Raw genomic sequence first — 22156 nt, forward strand, 5'->3', positions numbered from 1 at the left:
GCTCCGGGCGGGGATGGGCCGGCCAACGGGGGCGCGACTGGCGGGCGGCCGCTCAGCCCTTGCGGACCGCGTCCAGGTGGCGGGCGAAGGCGTCGCTCGCCATCAGCGCCTTGCAGCGGTCGAAGCGGCCGACGGAATAGGCCCAGAAATCCTCGGCCGGGTTGTCGTCGGCATGCTGGATCAGCCCCCACAGGGTCCACAGCAGGTCGCACATGGCCTTGTAGACCACCATCCGGCCGAAGGTCGCCGCATCGACCGGGCCGCCGCAGTAGGCTTCCATCATCTCCCGGTCGTGCTCCGGCCCGAAGCCCGCCTCCACCGAGAGGTCGCCCAGGTCCCACAGCGGATCGTTCATGCCGGAATATTCCCAGTCGACGATCCACATGCGTTCGCCGGTGTCGAGGAAGTTCTCGCACAGCGGATCGCAGTGGCAGGGGGCGAGGGCGGCCGGATGGGCGTCCAGCGCCGTGCGCACCGCCTCGGCCTCCTTCACCACGTCGTGGTAGCCGTCGGGCAGCGCGGCGTTCTTCTCGTCGAGGATCTTCAGGTAGCCGTCGATCATCGAGAACAGCTCGAAGCGGAACTCGAAGGTCTGGCCGCTCTCGTGCAGTTGCCGGAAGGCCTGCGCGGCCCGCGCCGGCGCCCCCGGCGTGGCGACGAAGCGCTCCGGCGACATGGTCGGCGCGTCGATGTAGTCGGCGAGCATCAGCCCGCTGTCGGCGTCGAAGTGGACGACCTCCGGCGACACGCCGGCGCGCGCCGCCGCGACGGCGTTATGGGCCTCCACCTTGCGGTCGATGTAGCTCTCGGTGCCGGCCCCGGGGATGCGCAGCAGGTAGGTCGCGTCGCCGCGCGTCACCTTGAAGACGACGTTGGTCAGGCCGCCGAGGCGCTCGATGGCGACGTCGCCGGCGGCAACGGTCTCGAAGCCCGGGATCTGCCTAAGGCGGGCAAGGGCGGTCTCGGTGTCCATTCGCGCATCTCCGTTCTGGCCGGCCGGCGGGCGCCGGTGCCGGCGTCATCAGGCTGTTGGAATTGGTTGGATATCTAGCTAAAAGAACGCAGATATCCGTCAAACTTCCAAAAATACCCACAAAGAGGTATCATCGCCGTCACCCACCTTTCAAGCGCACGTCCGGCGCCGTGGTTGCGCGGACGCCGACTGCGCCCCATCCGGAGCGCCAAGAAGAGAGATTTCATGAGCACCGATCCCGCCAAGAGCCTCGACGTCGTCTATTCCGCCGAAAGCACCGCCGACGTAGCGAAGAAGTACGACGACTGGGCCCAGCGCTACGACACCGAGATGGCGACGCTGGGCTATCGCCACCCCAACATCTGCCTGGCCATGCTGACCCGCCACCTGCCGCGCGGCGAGGGGCCGGTGCTCGACGCCGGCGCCGGCACCGGCCTGCTCGGCGAGTGGATGGACATCGTCGGCTACAAGCAGGCCGAGGCCCTCGACATCTCCGAGGGCATGCTGGAGGTGGCGCGCGCCAAGAACGTCTATTCGGCGTTCCATGTCGCCGCCCTGGGCGAAACCCTGCCGATGGCCGACGACACCTACGCGGCGATCGTCGCGGCCGGCGTGTTCACCGTCGGCCACGTCGGCGAGGAGGGTTTTGGCGAGCTCATCCGCATCACCCGGCCCGGAGGGCTGATCATCGTGACCATCAAGGACACGCTCTACAATGAGGGCCTGGGCGACTACCTGAAGGCGCAGCAGTCGAAGGGCGTCTGGACGATCGTCGAGGAGACGCCGTCCTACGTGTCCATGCCGGGGCGTCCGGACACGGTGCCGAGCCGCGCGGTGGTGCTGAAGGTTCTCTGAGCGGTCCGCGCGCCGCTTTCTTGCCAAGTCTGCCGATGAGCATCCCGGGACGGCCGCCGCGTCGTCCCGGGATTTTTTGCGTCCGGCTCATGGCTCAAGAGCCTGAACCGGAAGCCATATCTGATCGATCAGGTGTTTCCACCTGACGCGTTGGGCCAGGCATCGAGCCGATCGAGCAGGGCTTCGAGCCGGTCGATGCCGCCGATCACGTGATCGGCCTCGGCGGCGAGTTCCGCCTCGCTCGCCGTGCCGGTGAGCACGCCGACGCACAGGCCGCAGCCGGTGGCCCGTCCCATCCGGATGTCGTGCAGGTTGTCGCCCACGACCGCGACCTCGGCCGGGTCCAGCCCGGCACGCGCGCAGAAGGCCAGCACCATGCCCGGCTGCGGCTTGCCGCCGTGGCCGCTGTCGTAGCCGGCGACGAAGAAGTCCTGTCCGCCGAGGCCGACCGACTGCAGTGTCGCCCGCGCGCCGGCGGCGCTGTCGCTGGTGGCGACGCCCAGCGTCAGCCCGCGCGCCACCAGCCGGGCGAACAGCGCGGCGAGGTCGGTCACCGCGACGGAGCCTTCCGCGCCTTCCGTGAAGATCGCGTCGAGGGCGGTCACCAGCCCCGGATGGTCGTGCGGCGCGCCGGCGCCCACCCACGCCTCGGCGATCTCGCCGGTGTGGCCGGCCGCGAGCAGGCTGCCGCCACCCACCACGTTGGCGTCGGGGTCGTGCCCGGCGAGGGCGAGAAGCCGCCGCGCCAGCTCCGGGTCGCCGGCCGCGGCGTACTCGGCGGCGCGGATGTTGATGGGCACCCAGGTGCGGGCATAGTCGATGAGCGTGCCGTCCTTGTCGAAGACGATTCCCTTGATCTGCACGGTTCTCCTCGCGGTTGCGGCGACCCGGGAGCGAGCCGCCGCCCCGGGGTTTGGGCCGGGCGGCGCTTCGTTGCAAGCGCCGGCAGCACCTCTTTCACGGCGCGGGCGGATGATCGGTGCCGATCGGTCCGCGTCCCGCGTCAGGTCGGGCCGGGGCGCGCGTGCACGGAATGGGGCACCTGGTACTGGGCGCGGAAATAGTCGCGGAACAGCCGCATCGCCGGCGTCAGCTGGGCGCCCTTGCGCCACGCCAGGCCGACGTCCATCGACGGCACCGGCTGGTTCGGGATGATCGTCTCGATGCGCTTTCCCTCCAGCGACCACGGCCGGTAGACCATGTCGGAGAGGATGGCGATGCCCTGGCCGTTGCCGACGATCGAGCGCACCGCCTCGATCGACGAGGTGCGCAGGCGGATCTGCGGCTGGTGCTCGGTGGCGCTCCAGTATCGCAGCGCCGTGTGCGCCGCCTCGTCGACGGTGAGCATGATGTAGGATTCCTCGGCGATCTCCCGGAAGCCGACCGTCTCCATCTGCAGGAAGCGGTGCCCGGACGGCACCCACAGCCGGCGCTGCGAGCTGATCAGCTGCTCCGTCGCGAGCTCCGGATTGTCGACGTTGGAGGTCAGCAGCACCGCCATGTCGAAGCGGTTGGTGATCAGCCCGTCCTCGACCATCTCCCGGGTCAGCTCGTAGAGGCGGATGGTCAGGTTCGGGTAGCGCCGCTCCAGCCGCTCCATGTGCTGGGGCAGGAAGTAGCCGATCACCGTGTAGGTGGCGGCGACCGAGATCGTGCCGGAGATCTCCTCGTTCTCGCTGCCCGAATGCAGCGCCTCCTCGACGGTGGCGAGCAGCCGGTAGGCGGCGTCCAGGAAGCGCCGGCCGGCCTGGGTCAGCTCCATGCCCTGGGCGGTGCGCACGAACAGGCGGGTGTCCATCTCCGCCTCGAGCTCCTTGATCGCCGTGGTGATGGTCGACTGGGAGATCGACAGCTCCATCGCGGCCCGCGACACCTGACCGAGCTCGGCCGTCGCCACGAAATACTTCACCTGCCGAAAATTCATGCGTGCCTGCCGACCCTTCAATCATCAGATAAAGCAAAATCGTAAATTCAGATAATGCTCGTCTCCTGTGGAGGGGAGCAACACGGGCATTCTGGAAGTTTCGGTCGGCCACCGCAACGATTGCGCAGCGCAAAAATCGAATATGCAGATCCCCGTCTTTCGAAAAAACGAATTTGATAACGGCTTCGGCATGCGAAACCATTGGGCAATCGTTCAAAGGCCAGACCGGTCCTCATGGGCGGGAGCAGGGAGGCTCAGACGTGCCACGAAGTGTCGTCGACCTGAATTGCGATCTCGGTGAGTCCTTCGGCCAGTGGGCCAACACGGAGGCCTCCGACGAAGAGCTGATGGACCTCATCACGTCGGCGAACATCGCCACGGGGTTCCACGCCGGTGATCCCACCATCATGAACGCCGTGGTCCAGGGCGCCGTCGCCCGCGGCATCGGCATCGGAGCACACCCGGCCTATCGCGACCTGCAGGGCTTCGGCCGGCGGCGCATCGACGCCAAGCCGGAGGAACTCGTCAACGACGTGCTCTACCAGATGGGGGCGCTGCGCGAGTTCACCCGCCGCCACGGCGGCAGCCTGCAGCACGTGAAGCCGCACGGCGCGCTCTACATGGAGGCCGCCCGCAACGCCGAGCTGTCGGGCCTGCTGGTCGAGGCGCTGCGCCGCTCCAGCCCCAACACCGCGATCTTCTGCATGGGCGCCGCGGAGACCTACCGGGTCGCCAAGGCGGCCGGCCACCCCGTCATCCGCGAGTTCTATTCCGACCGCGACTACGACGAGACCGGCACCATCGTGTTCACCCGCCGCATGCGCGTCCTCGACCCGCAGGAAGTGGCCGAGCGCTGCATCCGCGCCTGCCAGACCGGCAAGGTGAAGACGGCGTCGGGCACCGACATCGACATCGAGTTCGAGTCCATCTGCTTCCATTCCGACACGCCGGGCGCGCTGGCCATCGGCACCGCGATCCGCGACGCCCTCATCGACAACGGCATCCGCATCATGCCGGCCGCGCAGGTTATGGCCGCCGCCGCCTGATCCGTGCCCCGTCGCAACCCTTCCGGAGGATCTTCCATGGCTGAAATTCGCTCTCCCATTCCCGGCACCTTCTACCGCCGCCCGTCGCCCGACGAGCCGGTCTACAAGGAGGTCGGCGACACGGTTGCGGTGGGCGACGTGGTCGGCCTCGTGGAGGTGATGAAGTCCTTCATCGAGGTGAAGGCGGAAGCGGCCGGCACGATCACCGCCTTCAAGGTCGAAAACGAAGAGCCGATCACGGCCGGGGCCGTGGTGGCCGAGCTGGACGGCTGATCCGATGGCCATCCGCCGCCTGTTCGTTGCCAATCGCGGCGAGATCGCGGTCCGCATCGTGCGCGCCGCGCAGGCACTCGGCATCGAGGCCGTCCAGGCCTATTCCGAGGCCGACGCCGACATGCTGGCGGTGCGGCTCGCCGACGACGCCGTCTGTGTCGGCCCACCCCAGGCAGCGAAATCCTACCTCAACGGCGAGGCGCTCATCGCCGCCGCGAAGGAGGCCGGCTGCGACGCCGTCCATCCGGGCTACGGGTTCCTCTCCGAGAACGCCGCCTTCGCCGATGCCGTCGAGGCGGCCGGGCTGATCTTCGTCGGGCCCTCCGGCAAGACGATCGCGCGGATGGGCGACAAGGCGGCGGCGCGCGAGGCCGCGAAGGCGGCGGGCGTGCCGGTGGTGCCGGGCTCCGACGGGCTCGTCGCCGACGAGGCGGCGGCGCTCGCGGCGGCCGAGACGGTCGGCTACCCGGTGATGGTCAAGGCCGCGGCCGGCGGTGGCGGACGCGGCATCCGCATCGCCGCCGACGCGGACGAGCTCAAGCGCATCGCGCCCCAGGCGCGGGCGGAAGCCAAGGCCGCGTTCGGCGACGGCAGCCTCTATCTGGAGCGCGTCGTCACCGCGCCGCGCCACATCGAGGTGCAGATCCTCGGCGACGGCACCAGCGCGGTGCACTGCTTCGAGCGCGAATGCTCGCTCCAGCGCCGCCGTCAGAAGGTGTGGGAGGAGGCGCCCGCCGCCTGTCTCGACGCGGAAACCCGCGAACGCATCTGCTCGTCCGCCGCCGATCTCGCCCGCAGCGTCGGCTACCGGGGCGCAGGCACCGTGGAGTTCCTCTACGACGAGGCGGCCGGCGAGTTCTTCTTCATCGAGATGAACACCCGCATCCAGGTCGAGCACCCCGTCACCGAGATGGTCACCGGCCTCGATCTGGTCGCCTGGATGCTCCGGATCGCCGGCGGCGAGAAGCTGACGCTCGCCCAGGACGACATCGGGCTCGACGGCCACGCCATCGAGGTGCGCATCAACGCCGAGGATCCGGCGATGCAGTTCATGCCGTCGCCGGGGGTGGTGGAGACGCTCCAGGTGCCGGCGTCCGACGCGGTGCGCTTCGACACCATGCTCTACGAGGGCTACGCGATCCCGCCCTTCTACGACTCGCTGCTCGGCAAGCTGATCGTCCACGCGCCGACGCGCGACGCCGCGATCGACGCCATGGCGGCCGCCCTCGACGAGCTGACCATCGTCGGACCGAAGACCACCATCGCCCTGCACAAGGCGCTGGCGCGGGACCCGGAGGTGCGGGCGGGCAAGGTGCACACCCAGTTCCTCGAGCCCTGGCTCGAAGCCGCGCCGCTTGCGGCCGAATGACCGAGACGCACGTGGAGGACCTATGAAGACACGCTATTCGTTTGGAGGGGACGAGCACATCTTCGTCGAAATGGACGAGGAAATGTCGCTCGCGGCCTTCTTCATGGCCCTGTCGATCTGCAACGCGGTCCGCGATGCCGACATTGACGGCGTCACCGAGATCTGTCCGGCCAACGCCGGCTTCCAGGTCAAGTTCGACCCGGACCGCATCAAGCCCGAAGCGATGATGGCGGAGATCAAGGCGCTGGAATCCCACGCGGAATCGACGGAAAAGCGGATCGCCACGCGCATCGTCGAGTTCCCGGTCTACTACCAGGATCCGTGGACCCACGAAACGCTGATGCGCTTCCGCGACCGGCACCAGGACCCGTCGGGCACCGATCTCGACTACGCCGCGCGCATCAACGGCTTCGACAGCGTCGAGGCCTTCATCAAGGCGCATCACGCCGCGCCCTGGTTCGTAACCATGGTCGGCTTCGTGTCGGGCCTGCCGTTCCTCTACCAGCTGGTGGAGCGCGACAAGCAGCTCGAGGTGCCGAAGTACGTGCGGCCACGGACCGACACGCCGAAGCAGACGGTGGGCTACGGCGGCTGCTTCTCCGCCATCTACTCGGTCCGCGGCGCCGGCGGTTACCAGATGTTCGGCATCACCCCGGTGACGATCTTCGATCCGAAGCAGGAGACCAGCTACCTCAAGGACTTCATGGTCTTCTTCAAGCCGGGCGACATCGTGAAGTTCACCCCGATCGGCCGCGAGGAATACGACAGCATCCTGGCCGAGGTGGAGGCGAACCGCTTCACCCCGAAGATCCGCGAGGTCGAGTTCGATCTCGCCGCGTTCGAGGCCGACCCCGAAGGGACCAACGCCAAGCTGATGGGGGCGCTCAATGTCGGTTAAAGTCGTCAACCCGGGCCTGTTCACCACCATCCAGGATCTCGGCCGGCCGGGCTATTTCCACCTCGGCATCCCGATCTCCGGCGGCATGGACCGCTACGCGCTCAGCGCCGCCAACCTGCTGGTCGGCAACGACGAGGGCGCGGCGGTGCTGGAGAGCGCCTTCATGGGCCCGACGCTGGAGTTCGAGTCCGATGCCACCGTCGCCGTCACCGGCGGCGAGATCCCGCCGAAGGTCGACGGCGAGGAGCGCGACTGCTGGACCGCCTTCAAGGTGAAGGCCGGGCAAGTGGTCTCCTTCGACTATCTGCGCCGGGGCGCGCGCGCCTACATCGCGATTTCCGGCGGCATCGCCACGCCGACCTACCTGGGCAGCCGCTCCACCTACCTGATCGGGGCGCTCGGCGGCGTCGACGGCCGCGCCGTGGGCATCGGCGACATGCTGCCGCTGGGCGAGGGGGCAAGCGTCGCCGAAGGCCGCACGGTGCCCGAGCACCTGCGCCGGCTGCCGGGCAATCCCGCCGAACTCCGCGCGCTGCCGGGTCTCTACTGGCGGCTGATCACCGAGGAGGCCGGCCGCAACTTCTTCGAGGACGAGTGGAAGGTCGCACCCGAGGCCGACCGCATGGGCGTGCGCTTCCGTGGCGGCCGTCCGCTCTCGTTCGTGGAGCGCGAGCAGCCGTTCGGGGCCGGGTCCGACCCCTCCAACATCGTCGACGGCTGCTACAGCTACGGCTCCATCCAGGTGCCCGGCGGCACCGAGCCGATCGTGCTGCACCGGGACGCCGTCTCGGGTGGCGGCTACTTCACCCTCGGTGCGGTGATCTCGGCCGACATGGACCTGATCGGCCAGCTGCAGCCGCACACCCCGACGCGCTTCGTCAGCGTAACCATGGACGAAGCCCTGGCGGCGCGCGCCGATCGCGCCCGTCTGTACCAGGAGCTGAAAAGCCAGCTCGCCTGACCCCCAAAAGAAAACCAATCAAGCCGACCGGAGAACCGAAATGATGATCAAACGGATGACTTCCGTCCTGGTGCTCGGGGCCGCCTTCGCGGTGCCGGCCCATGCCGCGGACAGCTGGTCTCCCTACGACGCCCAGGAGGTCGTGCCGGCCTTCTCGACGGACGGGGAGACCAAGGACGTGACCTACGAGGCGCTCGACAAGGCCGAGAAGCCCTGGAACATCTGCGTCTCCTTCCCGCACATGAAGGATGCCTACTGGCTCGGCGTCGACTACGGCGTGGTCGAAGAGGCCAAGCGGCTGGGCGTGAAGCTCAACGTGGTGGAAGCCGGCGGCTACACCGAGCTCAACAACCAGATCAACCAGATCGAGGACTGCGCGTCCGGCGGGGCCCAGGCGGTCATCATCGGCGCCATCTCCTACGACGGCCTCAACAACGTCGTCAGCGAGCTGAAGGGCAAGGACATCCCGGTCGTCGACGTGATCAACGGCATGTCGTCGCCGGACTTGGCCGCCAAGTCGCTGGTGTCGTTCTACACGATGGGCTCGGAGGCCGGTAAGTACCTGGCCGCCAAGCACCCGGCGGGCGGCGAGCCGGCCCAGGTCGGCTGGTTCCCCGGACCGGCGGGCGCCGGCTGGGTGGAAGCCGCGAACACCGGCTTCATGGAAGCCGTGAAGGGCTCGGCGCTGGAGGTTCTGGAGCCGCGCTACGGCGACACCGGCAAGGAAGCCCAGCAGCGCCTCGTCGAGGACGTCCTGCAGGCCAACCCGGACGTGAAGTACGTCGCCGGCACGGCGGTCACCGCCGAAGCGGCCCAGGGGCTCCTGCGCGAGCGCGGCCTGATGGACAAGGTCGGCATCGTCTCCTTCTACATGACCCCGGGCGTCTACGAGGGCATCAAGCGCGGCTTCATCGAGGCGGCCCCGGCCGACTCCATGGTCATCCAGGGCCGCATCGCCGTCGACCAGGCGGTCCGCATCCTCGAGGGCAAGGACTACATCAAGCACGTGGGCCCGAAGATCTTCGTGGTCGACCAGAAGAACATCGGCGACGTGCCGCGGGAGAACATCCTGCCGCCCGAGGGCTTCAGCCCGGTGTTCTCGGTCAACTAGCACCGACCGCATCCGGCCGGGGGCGGCGCGTCGCCCCCGGCCTCTCTCGACAGCCTTTCTGGACCGGCCTCCCTCTCAGCGGGATCGTGCGACGATGACCGAGGCTTCCGACGGGATTCTGATCCGCGCGCGCGGGCTGACCAAGCGCTACCCCGGCGTGGTCGCCCTCGACGCGGTCGACTTCGAGCTGCGCGCCGGCGAGTGCCACGTCCTGTTCGGCGAGAACGGCGCCGGCAAGTCCACCCTGATCTCGATGATCGCCGGGGCCTCGACGCCGAGCGACGGCGTACTTGAGGTGCGCGGCGCGCCGGTGCAGTTCCGCAGCGTCGCCGACGCCCGCAAGAAGGGCATCTCGGCCGTCTTCCAGGAATTCTCCCTGGTGCCCACCATGACGGTGGCGGAAAACATCTTCCTCGGCGACGAACCCGGCCGCGGCCCGTTCACCGACCGCAGCGCCATGCGCCGGCGCGCCGCCGAGATCTTCGCCGACCTCGACTTCCAGATCGATCCGCGCGCCATGGTGGCGCTGCTCAGCCGCGCCCAGCAGCAGATGGTGGAGATCGCCAAGGCGGTCCATTCCGACCTGTCGATCCTGATCCTCGACGAGCCGACCGCCTCGCTCACCAATCACGAGGTCGACCACCTGTTCCGGGTGATCGCCCGGATGAAGGCGCGCGGCGTCGGCATCGTCTACATCTCCCACCGCGTCCAGGAGTTCGCCCGCATCGCCGAGCGGGTCACCGTGCTGCGCGACGGCGCGAAGATCGGCACCGTCGACATCGCGGAGTCCAGCGAGGCCCAGCTGGTGGAGATGATGACCGGCCGCGCCATCGCCGAGATCTATCCGGTCATCCCCCACCGGCCGGCCGCCCCCGTGCTGCAGGTGCGCGACCTGCGCGCCATCGGCCTCGACGGCGTCAGCTTCGACGTCCGCCCGGGCGAGGTGCTGGGGGTTGCCGGCCTTGTCGGCTCGGGCAAGTCGCGCTGCTTCCGCGCGCTGATGGGGCTGGCGTCCGTGCTCGGCGGTTCGGTCCATCTCAACGGCGCGGACGTGACCGGCCACAGCACCCGCCGGATGATGCGCGCGGGCGTCTACTACCTGACGGCCGACCGCAAGGCCGAGGGCCTGCAGATGGCGTTCACGGTGCGCAACAACCTCGCCGAGGGCGTGCTGCCGGGCACCCGCTCCGCCTTCGGGCTGCTGCCGTGGGGGCGGATCGGCAAGCGGGTGGAGACGATCGCCGACCAGGTCGGGCTGCCCGACGCCTATCGCGGCCGGCTCGCCGCCCAGCTCTCCGGCGGCAACCAGCAGAAGACGCTGTTCGGCCGTGGCCTCGGCCAGGACTACGACATCTACATTCTCGATGAGCCGACGGTCGGCGTCGACATGGGCGCGCGCTCGGAGATCTACCGGCTGGTGCGCGACCTCGCCGCCGCCGGCAAGGCCGTCATCGCCATTTCGTCCGACCTGCCGGAAGCCATGAACCTCGCCCACCGCCTGCTGGTCTTCTCCAAGGGACGGATCGCGGCGGAGCTGAGCGGCGACGCCATCAACGAAGCGAGCGTGCTCGCGCACTTCTTCGACGACGAGGGGAAAGCCGCATGAGCGAGACCGTGTCCGCGGACAGCCGCGACAAGCGTGGGGCCGGGGTCATGGCGATCCTCCGGTCGGTGTTCCTGCGGCTGGGCGTGCTGCCCTTCTTCCTGGTCATCGCCATCGTGACCTTCTCGCTGCTGTCGGACCGCTTCCTGGCGGTCGGCAACTTCATGAACGTGTTCCGCCAGTCGGTGTATCTGCTGCTGGTCTCCATGGGGCAGATGCTGGCGCTGCTGACCGGCGGCTTCGATCTCTCCGTCGGCGCGGTGATCGCGCTCACCTCGGTCACCGCGGCGCTGGTGATGGTGGCAGCCGCCGGCATGTTCCCCGACGCGGTCTGGCTGGTGATCCTGATCGGCTGCCTGGCGGGGTTCGCGGCGGCCGGCGTCGTCGGGCTGGTCAACGGCATCGGCGTCGCCCACTTCGGCGTGTCGCCGTTCATCATGACGCTGGGCGTCGGCTCGGTGGTGACCGGCATCTCGCTGTTCCTCACCGGCGGCGTGCCGGTCTCCGGCATCCCCTACGCCTTCGGCAACTTCTTCGGCTTCGGCCGCGTGTTCGGCATCCCGGTGCCGGTGCTCGTCGCAATCGTCGTCATCGCCGCCATGTGGGTGCTGATGGCCCGCACCCGGCTCGGCGCCCACATCTACGCCGTCGGCGGCAACGAGAAGGCGGCGACCCTGTCGGCGATCAACACCCGCCGCACGCTGATCATGGCCTACGGCATGTGCGCGCTGATCGCCTCGCTCACCGGCCTCCTGCTGACGGCACGGGTGGAGAGCGGCGAGGCCAATCTCGGCGGCTCGGTGGCGCTGGAATCCATCGCCGCCTGCGTCATCGCCGGCGTGTCGCTGCGCGGCGGCATCGGCCGGGTGGAGAACGTCGTGCTCGGCGCGATCTTCATCACGCTCGCCCAGAACGGCATGAACCTCGCCCAGGTCAGCTCCTACATGCAGATGGTGCTGCTCGGCGGCGTGCTGATCCTGGCGGTCGTTTTCGACCAGATCCGCTACCGGATGATGATGGGGCGGGCATGACGGTCGCCCTCGACGACGTCCGCCTGCACGTCGCGACCTCGCTCTCCGACGCGGTCGCGGTGCTGGCCGAACACGGCGCGGATGCGGTGCCGATGGCGGGGGCCACCTGGATCATGCGGGCGCCGCTGCGCGCCGAGGCGTTCCGGCCGCTCTACGTGGCGCTCGGTCGGGTGGAGGAGATGCGCGGCGTGGCGGTCCGGCCCGCCGAGATCGCGATTGGCGCCTGCGTCACCCACGCCGAGCTGGCGGCGGCGCTCGCCCCGCTCGCCGACTGCCGGGGGCTGGCGGCCGCCGCCGGAACCTCCGCCAATCCCGCCGTGCGGGCCGTCGCCACCGTCGGCGGCAACCTGGCCTCGTCCGACTTCGCCGCCGCCGACCTGGTGCCGGCGCTGCTCGCCGCCGATGCCGCCGTCGAGATTGCCGGCCCGTCCGGCACGGAGAGCCTGCCGCTGGACCGTTATCTGGCAAGGCGCTCCGCGCTTGAGCCCGGCCGCATTCTCTCCCGTGTCCTCGTGCCGCGGCAGGGCCGCGTCAGCGCCCACGCGCGCCTCCCGTTGCGGGTGGCGGGCGACTATCCGGTCGCCATCGTCAGCCTGTCGGTGGCGCTGGGCGCGGACGGCACCATCGCCGAGGCCCGCGTGGCGGTCGGCTCGGTGGAGCCGGTCGCCCGCCGCTGGCCCGAGCTGGAGGCAGCGCTCGCCGGCCAGCCGCTCGATGCCGAGGCCGCGTCGCGCGCGGCCGCCGGCTGCGCCCACGTCTTCCAGGGCCGCGACGGCGTCGAGGCGTCCGGCGCCTACCGCGTCCGCGTGCTGCCGGCACTGGTGCGCCGGGCCGTCGCGGCGCTTGCCGAACCGATCTGAGCCCCCCCTCGCAAACGGAGCCAGGCCCGTGCGTATCGTCGTCAATGGAGAGGAACGGGCGGTCACCGTACCGCCGCTGACCCCGCTCGCCGAAGTCCTCAGGGACACCTTCTTCCTGACCGGCGCCAAGGTCGCCTGCGGCGAGGGCTTCTGCGGTGCCTGCACGGTGCTCGTCGACGACGCGCCGACGGTCTCCTGCCTCGTGCCCGTCGGGCTGATGGAGGGGCGGTCGATCCGCACGGTGGAATCGCTCGCCGGGCCGGCCGGCGACCTCTCGCCGCTGCAGGCCGCGATGGAGCGCCACGACGCCGTCCAGTGCGGCATGTGCTTCCCGGGCATCCTGATGAGCCTCACCGGCCTCTTCGAGGCGCGGCCCGGCGCCTCGCGCGACGAGATCCGCGCGGCGCTTTCCGGCAACATCTGCCGCTGCACCGGCTACGAGCGCATCGTCGAGGCGGCGCTGTCGGTGGTCCAGGCACCGGCCGGCGAAGCGGAGGCGGTTCGATGAACGCCCCCGTCATCGGATCCGACCTGCCGCGCCGCGACGCCGGCGACAAGCTGCGCGGCCGCACCCGCTACACCATCGACCGGGCCGCCGCCGGCATGCTGCACGCCGCCGTGCGCCGCGCCGATGTGGCCTCCGCCCGCATCGTCGCGATCGATACCCAGGTGGCGCGGGCCATGCCCGGCGTCCGGGCCGTGGTCACCGCCGCCGACGCCCCCGGCCGCTACGGCCTCGGCATCGCCGACCATCCGCTGTTCGCCGTCGATCGGGTGCGCTTTCACGGCGAGCCGCTGGCCGCCGTGGCCGCCGACACCCTGGCCCAGGCGCGCGCCGCGGCAGCCGCCATCGTGGTGGAGCTGGAGGAGCTTCCGGCGGCGATCACCATGGCGGCGGCGCTCGCCCCCGGCGCGCCCGAGGTCCACCCGGACTGGCGCGACTACGAGATCCTGTTTCCCGGCGGCAAGCGCGCCGGCAACGTCGCCTGGGAGGCGACCGTGGTGCGCGGCGACACCGATGCGGCGTTCGCCCGCGACGATGTCACCGTGGTGGAAAGCACCTTCCGCATCGGCCGGCAGAACCAGACGCCGCTGGAGCCACGCGCCTGCGTCGCCTCGTTCGAGGATGGCCGGTTCCACATCGAGACGTCGACCCAGGTGCCGTGGGCGGTGCGCGACACCACCGCCCGCCTGCTCGGCATCCGCCCGTCCGACGTGCGGGTGACGGTGCCGGCCGTCGGCGGCGGCTTCGGGCTGAAGTTCGAGTTCGCGCTGGAGCCGTTCGCGGCGCTGCTCAGCCGGGCGGCCGGTCGCCCGGTCCGTCTCGTCAACACCCGGCAGGAGGAGATGCAGACCGCACTCTGCCGGGAGAACGCCGAGATCCTGATCCGCTCGGCCATCACCCGCGAGGGCGAGATCGCCGGCCGCGAGGCCGTCGTGCTGATGGATTGCGGCGCCTATGGCGGCGAGACGCCATTCCTCACCACGATGACCGCCCACACGCTGGGCGGCAACTACCGGCTCGGCTCGGTGAAACTGCTGAGCACGGCGGTCTACACCAACACCGCGCCCACCGGCGCCTTCCGCGCCTGCAACGGCACCTACAACACGTTTGCGCTGGAGCGCCACACCGACGAGATCTGCGCCGCCATCGGCATGGATCCGATGGAATTCCGCCGTCTCAACGTCATCGGCGACCGCTCGCTGGGCTCGACCGGCCAGGTGTTCGAGGGCGACGTGTTGGCTCCGATGCTCGACCGGATGGCGGAGCTGAAGGCCTCGAAGCCGTCGCACATCGAAGCGGCGGACGGCCGCCTCTACGGCCGCGCCACGGTGGTCGGCACCTGGTTCGTCTTCGTCGGCCCGTCGGCGGCGACCGTCAACCTCAACCCCGACGGCACCGCGACGCTGGTCACCTCCGGCGTCGAGATCGGCTCCGGCTCGATGATGCAGTCGCTGCCCCAGATCATCGCGGACCAGCTCGGGCTGCAGCCCGGCGACGTCACCATCCGCGCCGCCGACACCGATGCGGCCGGCTACGACGTGGGCGTCGGTGGCGGTCGCCAGACGGTTTCGCTCGGCGTTGCCGGCACGAACGCCAGCGTCGAGGTGAAAAAGAAGATGCTGCAGGTCGCCGCGGACATGCTGGAGGCGGACCCGTCCGACCTGGAGCTTGCCGACGGTCACGTCTCTATCGTCGGCGTGCCCGATCAGAAGGTCACCATCGCCGCCGTCGCGGCGCGGGCCCAGGTGACCACCGGACCGATTTCCGGCAGCGGGGCGTTCACCAGCCCGGGTACCGCCGCAATGCCCGGCTGCGCCGCCGGCCACATGATCGAAGCGCTGGATATGCCGGTGTTCGCCGTCCACGACTGCGAGCTCGCCGTCGATCCCGACACCGGCCATGTGGAGATCCTCAGCTACACGGTGGTCCAGGACGTCGGAAAGGCGATCAATCCGCGCGCCATCTTCGGCCAGATCCAGGGCGGCGTGGTGCAGGGGCTGGGCTACGCGCTCCACGAGGACGTCACGATCGATGCCGACGGGCGGATCCTCCAGCAGGGCTTCGAGACCTACCGGGTGCCGCTCGCCCAGGACGTGGTGCCGGTGGACATCTGCCTGCACGAGGGCGCGCCGTCCATCGGTCCGCTGGGCGCCAAGGGGGCCGGCGAGGTGCCGATCCTCAACGTCGCCGCCGCCGTTGCCTGCGCCGTGGCCAACGCGACCGGGCGCACCGTCCGGCAAATCCCCTTGACGCCGCCGCGGGTGATCGACCTGATCGACGGGGTGGAGGCGTCCGGACCGCCTCTCGATCACATCAAGCGGCGCTGGTCGGACAACCTGCTGGCGTAATGGGGACAGCGTCCCGGTTCCCGCCGGCTCGAGCAGGTTGCGGAAACGGCCGACGGTCCGCGGCGCGGTTCGATTTGACGTGACCTCGATCTACAGCGCGGCTTCGCAGGCCGCCACGCGCGGCAGGGCAGCCGCCTTGACGCTGGCGTGAATCGCAGCCGGAAAATCCCCAGGCAGCTCGGCCTCGATGCGCTCGAACGCACGGGCGCCGGTGTCGAGCACATGGACGAGGGTGTCTCTCACGAGGCCTGCAGGCATGCCGGCTGCGGCCGCCGTCTCTGCGAAATGGCGCGGATGGATCCGGTCGATCCGGTAGTGGCGGGAGTTGCCGGCACACATCGCCAGCCTCATCTGGCTGCGGCGGATCTGGCGTGCGTCCAGGCTCGGCTGCGCCGTCAGCACATCGTAGACGGGCGTCAGACGGAAGCCGCCGCCCGGCTCCAGGAAGATGCTGAAGTTCTTCGCGTGGCCGTCGGTCGCGCCGATGATCCAGAAGAAGATCTGCGCGAGGAGGAAGGTCCTCCGGTCTTCGGCCGGGATGTCGCTGCCTTTCAGGAGATCGAGGATGGCTCCCATGCCTGGACCCCCTTCGGACTGGTATTTCCGGGTGGGCGGAACCGACAGCGCCTGGCAGCAATCTTCCTGCGGCAGGCGCAGGAGCGTGCCCGAGCGGCCGGTCATCCGGTCGAAACGTTCGACGACGAGGGCCTTGGCGTTGCCGAACCGGGCGATCCGGGCTTCGGCCGCGGGAAGTCCGAAGGCTTGCGCCAGCTTCAGACAGTAAAACTCGTTCTCGACGCTGTTGGAAAGGTCGATTCCGTTCGGAAGGGTGCCGATTGGTGGCTTGAGGATGTGCGTCGTCGGCGTCGTGCCGTGCGGCTTCAGCCAGCGTCCGTCATGGCGGAGCAAGGCTGTTTTCTCCTGGGCGCCGGCGACGGAGATGCGGAAATCGTCGTCGCGGCCGAGCCCGAGCGGCGCCTGGGCCAGGTTGGCCAGAAGCGCCTCGATCTCCAGGTCGTCCACGACATCGCCGGTGATCCCGTCGGCCCGTCGGATCTCGTCGTCGCCCGGAATGAACTGCAGGGCGCCGACGCAGTCATGGCCGATGCGGGCGAGCATGCTGTAGGCATCGATGCCGGCGGCGCCGACCCGCTCGGCCACGCGCCGGCGCAACCCGTCGGAATCGGGGAGCAGGTTTTCGAAGACGGCGGCCACGGGCTCGCCGCGGTAGGCGTCGTCGCGCAGCGGCAGGGAGAGCGAGACCGGCAGCGCCTGCTCGCGCGCCAGCCAGCTTTCGTCGTAGCGGAACGCGATCGCCCCGCTCGGCTCCTTCAGGAGATGGCCGACCAGACGGGCGTTCATGTAGACCCTGAGCGGGGGATGGGTGCGCCGCCGCGCCATCAGCCGAACAGGTCCTCGATGTCCTGATGGTGCGACGTGGCTTGCGAGCGGGCTGCGATCCTGAATTCCAGCTCGAGCGTGGCAAGCAGGGCGAGCAGCGTGTCGATCCGGGCGGCCGGATTGCCCGTCTCGACGAGGGAGACCGTGGCCTGCCGCAGGCCGGCCTTCTCCCCAAGCTGGGATTGGCTCAGCCCCAGTCGCTTCCGCTGCCGGCGGATCGCATTTCCGATCTGCCCCGGCGTTCTTGCAAGCTCGCTCACTTTGCGTCCTCCTGACGGCAGTATGCGTCCATCCGTATAAAATTCAAATATACGAATTGCCGTTTAGATCGAAAATATACGCTGATTATGATAAATCGGACTTACTCGAATTGGCGTATGAGTTTGGCGAGCTTGATCGTCTGTTCGATGGCGGTCCGCCTTGCTGCGGTCGGCGGGCGGGGGTAGCTGGAGGCGTGGGGGCCGGCGACGGAGGAGGCACGATGGACGATGTTCGGACCGCGAATTCGGAGCTGGCGCCGTCCGGCCGGTTGCGGGCGGCGATCAACTTCGGCAATCCGGTGCTGGCCCGGCGGGACGCGGGAACCGGTGAGGCCGGGGGCGTCTCCGTGGCGCTGGCCCGGGACCTGGCGCGGCAGCTGGACCTGCCGCTGGACCTCGTGCCGTTCGAGCGGGCGGGCGAGGTGGCGGATGCGGCGACGGCCGGCCAATGGGACGTGTGCTTCCTGGCCATCGACCCGAAGCGGGCGGCCACCATTTCCTTCACCGCGCCCTACGTGATCATCGAGGGGGCCTATCTGGTCCCCGAGACGTCCCCCTTCCGGAAGGTCGACGAGGTCGACCGCGACGGCGTCCGGGTGCTCGTCGGCGCGGACAGCGCCTACGATCTGTTCCTGACGCGCAGCCTCGAGCGCGCGACGATCGTGCGCGAGGTCGGCCAGGAGGCGCTGGTGGCGGCCTTCGAGCGGGGCGCGGCGGAGGTGCTGGCCGGCATCCGCCAGCCGCTGGAGCTGATCGCGGCAGGATCGTCGGGCGTCCGGATGCTGCCCGGCCGTTTCATGGCGATCGAGCAGGCGATGGGCACGCCGGCCGGGCGACCGGCCGCCGCCGCCTTCCTGCGCGCCTTCGTGCGCGAGGCGATCGGCTCGGGCTTCGTCGCCCGCGCCCTGGTGGACAGCGGCAGGGCCGATGTGACCGTGGCTCCGGTCCCTGATCCGGACCCGGCAGGCTGAGGACGTCCTCCGCATCCGGATCGGGTCGGCCCGACCGGGACGGCGGTGTCCGGGCTCAATCCAGGCGGACGACGCTGAGCCGGTAGCAGGGATGCTGGTAGTCGTGCTTCGGCCGGACCTGCCGATGGCGGGCGAGCTCCGACAGGAAGGTGGCTCCCGCCTCCGCGCCGGTCAGTTGGGTGTCAGTCTGGCCGTGCCAGTTCACCACCACGCAATCGCCGCCGGCCACGGTGTCGCGGGCGACGAACGCCGCCAGCTCCGCGATTTCCTCCGCCGACAGGAAGTAGAGGATCTCCGACAGCACGACGAGATCGTAGCGGCCCACCGGCCATTCCTCGGGCACTTCGCCGACGACGGCAGTGGCCCAGGGCAGGCCGGCCAGCCGGTCCGATGCGGTCTCCACGGCGGTCGGCGACACGTCGAGGCCGAGATAGCGGGTGGCGCGGCCGGCCAGCTTCTCGCCGAGCACCGCGATCGAGCAGCCGATCTCGACGGCGCTGCGATAGCGCTCGCGCGGCAGCGCGGCCAGCGTCATGCGGTACTTGTCCTGCTCGTAGAAGCTGGTCTCGTAGTCCCAGGGATCGAGATTGGAGCGGTAGAGCGTCTCGAAGACGTCGGCGCGTTCGCTCATCGTGGCCTTTCCCGGATGAAGATCTCCGCTGCGTCGATGAAATGGTGCTGCAGGTCCAGGGCGAGGGTGAAGCCGTCGGGATCGTCGCCGATGAGGTCGGTCATCTGCGAGCGATGCGCGGCGACGGCCTCGGCTTTCACCGGACGCTGCGCCGTGGTGTCGAGGCGGATCAGGTCGGCCGGGGCCGGCAGTCCCTCGGCGGGAACCGCTGCAAACCGGCCCCAGATCGGATAGCTGAACAGCGCGGCCGCCGGGCGCGCCGCAGCCAGCGCCCGGGCGATCCGCGCCGTCGCGGCGTGGTCGCAATGGGGGTCGTGCTCCCACGCCGCCCAGATCGCGGTGGCGCCGATGGCGTCGACGATCCCGGCCAGCCGGTCGACCAGCGCGGCGGCCTCCGGACCCTCGGCCGGCAGGCCGCAGTCGGGCACGCCGAGCCAGATCATCGCGTCGGCCGCGCCGGTGAGGAGCTCGACGCTGGCGGCGGCCTCGTCGCGGCGCAGCGCGGCGAGACGCTCGGGCCCGTAGGATGGCGAATTCGGGTGCGAGCGCCGGCCGTCGGTCATCACCGCGACGGCGACCTCGTGCCCGGCGGTGCGGGCCCGCTGGATCGCGCCGCCGCAGCCGAGCGCCTCGTCGTCCGGATGCGGCGCCAGCACCAGCACTGCGCCGGGGCCGGTGAGGTCGGCGACGGCGCCCCAGGGCGCCGCGGCGGCGAGGTCGAGGAGGGGGCCGCGCACCACCGTCACCACAGCTCTCCGAGCGGCTTCTCGCTGGCCGCGATCGCCTGGGCCGCCCTGGCGCGCTTGCCGTCCAGGTTGGCCTGGCGGAGGAAGAAGGACAGGTCGCGCCGGATCCGCTCGGCCGGATGGCCGTCGAAGAAGGAGGCGGCGCCGATCAGCCGGTCGACGGTCTCGATGACCGACAGGCAGGCCCGCTCGACGGCCTCACGGGCGAGCAGCACGTAAGCCACCTCGGCCTCGCCGGCGCCCGCGGCCTCGACGCGGGAGGCGGCGGCCTCGACCCACAGCCGGCCGGTTTCGCAGGCAATCGCCAGGTCGGCCAGGCGGGCGGCGGTCAGCGGATCGTCGGCGAAGCCGCCGTCCACGGCGTGCCGGCGGGCGGCCTCGGCAAGCGCCTCCATGCCGCCGACATGCAGCGCCGCATAGCGCCAGACGCCGCCTTCGAAGTGCGGCTCGCGGACGTAGTCGCCGGGACGGCCGAGGCGGGCGTCGGCATCGACGACCATGCCGTCGAAGTCGAATGTCCCCGACGCGGTCGCCTTCATGCCGCTGGTCGCCCAGGCTGCGCGATCCATGCGCTTTGCGCAAAACAGCGCACTTACAAGCAGCAATTGCGCACCTTGGTGCGTGCGCACGGACACCACTGCGCGCGACACCAGCCCGAGCCCGGAGGCGAACCGCTTGCTGCCGCTCAGGACAAGGCTATTCCCTTGTTCCGTATAGGAAAATGGCGGGTTTCCGTCGGCGCCCCAGACGCCGAGGAGCGCGCCGGCGGCAATCTCCGCCTCGACCTTTGCGCGCTGGGCGGGCGTTCCGTAGAGCGCAACCAGCCGGTGCGCATTGAGGTGGCCTTCCACCAGCCGGCCGACGGAGAGGTTCGCCCGGCCGATCCGGCGCAGCAGCGTCACGGCGTCCGCGACCACCCGGGCGTCCGCAACGGGGGCGGCGTAGGCCGACAGCACGGCGAACAGCCCGGCTTGCCGCAGCGCCGCCAGCGACGGGCCGAGATCCTCGGTGCCGGCGTCGGCGGCGGCGGCGCGCCGGGCGACCTCGGCCAGCGCGGCGGCGAGGGCGGCGTCGTCCATGCGGGGCGGGGCGGCGGCGCGGTTGATCAGCGGGATCGGATCACCCATCGGTCGGCTCCCTGGCGCTGGTGCGGGCGATCCAGCGCTCGGCATCGGCAGCCGTCAGCGGGGGTTCGCCACCGGCGCGCAGCGAGCCCACCAGAGCGTGCAGGGCCGGCAGTTCGGCGGCGACGCGCGCCAGGCTGAGGCGCCGGCGGACGAGGCGCGGGCTCCGCGCCTCGACGATCGACCACGCCTCGCCGAAGAACGGCGTGGCAGCGAACGGGTCGTCGGCAGGGTCGAGGCCGAGGGCGGAGAGGATGCCGGCGCGCAGGTGTGCGGGACCGCCGGCGACGGCGCGCAGCCGACCCCGGGCCCAGGCGCGCCATGCCGCGGTGGCGGCGGGCTCGACCACATCGTCGCAGGGCGCATCGTCGCCGCGCAGCCGCTCGGCCAGGGTTTCCGCCATGCCGCCGCTCGCCCGACCGGTCAGCCGGAATGCGGTGGTGACGCGGGCGGCGGCTGAATAGACGATGCGGCAGTCCCGGGCCTCGGCGGTGGCGACGAAGGCGCGATCCTCGCCCGAGGCGAGCGGCGGAATGCCGCCGGTGTCGCGGTAGACCGTGTGCCGGACGGCCAGGCTGGCGCCGCCGGCGCAGCGGTGCGGTGGGAACGGATCGTGGGGCAGCGGGTCGAGCAGGGCGCCCAGCGCGATGGTCTGGGCGACGTAGTCGGCCTCCGACAGGTAGCCAGGCCCCATCCGCGCCAGGATGGGGGCGGCTTCCTCCGGATCGACGTCGATGGCGCCGCAGACCACGTCGGCGCCTCGATCGAGGGCGGCGAGGCTGGCGCCGATCCAGTCGCGGCCGACGATCGTGTCGGCGTCGGTGGTGAGCAGCGCCCCCAGCGGATCGACGTGGGCGGCCGCGACGTCGAGGGCGAGGCGCCGGGCGGTGCCGGCGTTGGCCATGGCATCGGGCAGCGCGACGTCGAGCACGAGGTGGGCGGCGCCGCTGTCGGCCAGCAGCGCGGCGGCGCGGGCGGCGGTCGCGTCGGTGGTGTTGTTGACCAGCAGGACGATGCCGCCGGGTCGGCCGCTGGCGTGCATGGAGGCGAGCACGGAAGACAGGCAGGCGCCGATCCGCCGTTCTTCCTGCCGGGCCGGGATGGCAACGGCGTAGGCGCAGCGCCCGGGCCACGCCGAGACCGCCGGCGAGACGATGCCGTGCGATCCGGCGAACAGCAGGTCGTCGAGGAGGGCAGTTGCCTCCGCAGGCGAGGTGGGACGGCAGACCGCGTTCATGCGGGGCGGCACCGGCAATGGACGGGAGG

The 22156-nt window shown here is 70.4% G+C and carries 22 protein-coding genes; 13 read left to right on the forward strand and 9 right to left on the reverse strand.

Annotated elements, in window-relative coordinates; translation table 11 throughout:
• Positions 1–52: 52 nt before the first annotated feature.
• Complete coding sequence (locus tag ACSSVZ_RS01515) at positions 53–973, reverse strand: choline/ethanolamine kinase family protein (RefSeq protein WP_453967827.1); 921 nt, start codon at positions 971–973, stop codon at positions 53–55.
• 225 nt (positions 974–1198) lie between these two features.
• Here ACSSVZ_RS01515 and ACSSVZ_RS01520 point away from each other — a divergent pair, with 225 nt between their 5' ends.
• Entirely contained in the window at positions 1199–1828 is a 630-nt protein-coding gene (locus ACSSVZ_RS01520; protein WP_453967828.1) for a class I SAM-dependent DNA methyltransferase, read from the forward strand.
• Between the two features lie 128 nt (positions 1829–1956).
• Here ACSSVZ_RS01520 and ACSSVZ_RS01525 read toward each other — a convergent pair whose 3' ends face one another.
• Positions 1957–2691 (reverse strand): HAD family hydrolase, encoded by a 735-nt coding sequence (locus ACSSVZ_RS01525; RefSeq protein WP_453967829.1) that lies wholly within the window; start codon positions 2689–2691, stop codon positions 1957–1959.
• A gap of 140 nt (positions 2692–2831) precedes the next feature.
• Positions 2832–3752, reverse strand: coding sequence for a LysR family transcriptional regulator (locus tag ACSSVZ_RS01530; protein WP_453967830.1), 921 nt, complete (start codon positions 3750–3752; stop codon positions 2832–2834).
• 260 nt (positions 3753–4012) lie between these two features.
• Here ACSSVZ_RS01530 and ACSSVZ_RS01535 point away from each other — a divergent pair, with 260 nt between their 5' ends.
• The 11 genes from ACSSVZ_RS01535 (at position 4013) to ACSSVZ_RS01585 (ending at position 15757) form a co-directional block, all read left to right on the forward strand.
• Positions 4013–4798, forward strand: coding sequence for a 5-oxoprolinase subunit PxpA (locus ACSSVZ_RS01535; RefSeq protein ID WP_453967831.1), 786 nt, complete (start codon positions 4013–4015; stop codon positions 4796–4798).
• Between the two features lie 36 nt (positions 4799–4834).
• Positions 4835–5071, forward strand: coding sequence for an acetyl-CoA carboxylase (locus ACSSVZ_RS01540; protein ID WP_453967832.1), 237 nt, complete (start codon positions 4835–4837; stop codon positions 5069–5071).
• Positions 5072–5075: 4 nt separating this feature from the next.
• Complete coding sequence (locus ACSSVZ_RS01545) at positions 5076–6440, forward strand: acetyl-CoA carboxylase biotin carboxylase subunit (protein WP_453967833.1); 1365 nt, start codon at positions 5076–5078, stop codon at positions 6438–6440.
• Between the two features lie 22 nt (positions 6441–6462).
• Positions 6463–7338 carry a 5-oxoprolinase subunit B family protein gene (locus ACSSVZ_RS01550; RefSeq protein ID WP_453967834.1) on the forward strand — a complete coding sequence of 292 codons (876 nt, stop codon included), beginning with the start codon at positions 6463–6465 and terminating at the stop codon, positions 7336–7338.
• A complete protein-coding gene (locus ACSSVZ_RS01555; RefSeq protein ID WP_453967835.1) occupies positions 7328–8299 on the forward strand; it encodes a 5-oxoprolinase subunit C family protein in 972 nt (323 codons plus the stop codon). The genes ACSSVZ_RS01550 and ACSSVZ_RS01555 overlap by 11 nt, the downstream gene beginning before the upstream one ends.
• Before the next feature lie 46 nt (positions 8300–8345).
• Complete coding sequence (gene torT, locus ACSSVZ_RS01560) at positions 8346–9410, forward strand: TMAO reductase system periplasmic protein TorT (RefSeq protein WP_453968024.1); 1065 nt, start codon at positions 8346–8348, stop codon at positions 9408–9410.
• A 94-nt stretch (positions 9411–9504) separates the two neighbouring features.
• Positions 9505–11016 (forward strand): sugar ABC transporter ATP-binding protein, encoded by a 1512-nt coding sequence (locus tag ACSSVZ_RS01565; protein WP_453967836.1) that lies wholly within the window; start codon positions 9505–9507, stop codon positions 11014–11016.
• Positions 11013–12044, forward strand: a complete 1032-nt coding sequence (locus ACSSVZ_RS01570) for an ABC transporter permease (protein WP_453967837.1) — start codon at positions 11013–11015, stop codon at positions 12042–12044. Before ACSSVZ_RS01565 ends, ACSSVZ_RS01570 begins: the two co-directional genes overlap by 4 nt.
• Positions 12041–12904 (forward strand): FAD binding domain-containing protein, encoded by an 864-nt coding sequence (locus ACSSVZ_RS01575; protein WP_453967838.1) that lies wholly within the window; start codon positions 12041–12043, stop codon positions 12902–12904. The genes ACSSVZ_RS01570 and ACSSVZ_RS01575 overlap by 4 nt, the downstream gene beginning before the upstream one ends.
• A gap of 28 nt (positions 12905–12932) precedes the next feature.
• A complete protein-coding gene (locus tag ACSSVZ_RS01580) occupies positions 12933–13412 on the forward strand; it encodes a (2Fe-2S)-binding protein (RefSeq protein WP_453967839.1) in 480 nt (159 codons plus the stop codon).
• Positions 13409–15757, forward strand: a complete 2349-nt coding sequence (locus ACSSVZ_RS01585) for a xanthine dehydrogenase family protein molybdopterin-binding subunit (protein WP_453967840.1) — start codon at positions 13409–13411, stop codon at positions 15755–15757. Before ACSSVZ_RS01580 ends, ACSSVZ_RS01585 begins: the two co-directional genes overlap by 4 nt.
• 90 nt (positions 15758–15847) lie before the next feature.
• Here ACSSVZ_RS01585 and ACSSVZ_RS01590 read toward each other — a convergent pair whose 3' ends face one another.
• Complete coding sequence (locus ACSSVZ_RS01590; RefSeq protein WP_453967841.1) at positions 15848–17158, reverse strand: type II toxin-antitoxin system HipA family toxin; 1311 nt, start codon at positions 17156–17158, stop codon at positions 15848–15850.
• Positions 17158–17418, reverse strand: coding sequence for a helix-turn-helix transcriptional regulator (locus ACSSVZ_RS01595; RefSeq protein WP_453967842.1), 261 nt, complete (start codon positions 17416–17418; stop codon positions 17158–17160). The genes ACSSVZ_RS01590 and ACSSVZ_RS01595 overlap by 1 nt, the downstream gene beginning before the upstream one ends.
• Before the next feature lie 221 nt (positions 17419–17639).
• On the opposite strand from ACSSVZ_RS01595, the gene ACSSVZ_RS01600 reads away from it, so the two are divergent.
• Positions 17640–18389 carry a transporter substrate-binding domain-containing protein gene (locus ACSSVZ_RS01600; protein ID WP_453967843.1) on the forward strand — a complete coding sequence of 250 codons (750 nt, stop codon included), beginning with the start codon at positions 17640–17642 and terminating at the stop codon, positions 18387–18389.
• A 55-nt stretch (positions 18390–18444) separates the two neighbouring features.
• On the opposite strand, the gene ACSSVZ_RS01605 is transcribed toward ACSSVZ_RS01600, so the two are convergent.
• From ACSSVZ_RS01605 to ACSSVZ_RS01620, 4 genes are read right to left on the reverse strand one after another with little or no spacing between them, the layout of a single operon-like run.
• On the reverse strand, positions 18445–19020 hold the full coding sequence (locus ACSSVZ_RS01605) for a class I SAM-dependent DNA methyltransferase (RefSeq protein ID WP_453967844.1): 576 nt from the start codon (positions 19018–19020) through the stop codon (positions 18445–18447).
• The gene (locus ACSSVZ_RS01610; protein WP_453967845.1) at positions 19017–19766 is read right to left on the reverse strand and encodes a PIG-L deacetylase family protein; all 750 of its coding nucleotides are present in this window, start codon (positions 19764–19766) and stop codon (positions 19017–19019) included. Before ACSSVZ_RS01610 ends, ACSSVZ_RS01605 begins: the two co-directional genes overlap by 4 nt.
• The gene (locus ACSSVZ_RS01615) at positions 19763–20893 is read right to left on the reverse strand and encodes an acyl-CoA dehydrogenase family protein (RefSeq protein ID WP_453967846.1); all 1131 of its coding nucleotides are present in this window, start codon (positions 20891–20893) and stop codon (positions 19763–19765) included. Before ACSSVZ_RS01615 ends, ACSSVZ_RS01610 begins: the two co-directional genes overlap by 4 nt.
• On the reverse strand, positions 20886–22127 hold the full coding sequence (locus ACSSVZ_RS01620) for a glycosyltransferase (RefSeq protein ID WP_453967847.1): 1242 nt from the start codon (positions 22125–22127) through the stop codon (positions 20886–20888). The genes ACSSVZ_RS01615 and ACSSVZ_RS01620 overlap by 8 nt, the downstream gene beginning before the upstream one ends.
• Between the last annotated feature and the right edge of the window lie 29 nt (positions 22128–22156).

It is taken from the genome of Amorphus sp. MBR-141, from assembly GCF_053628695.1.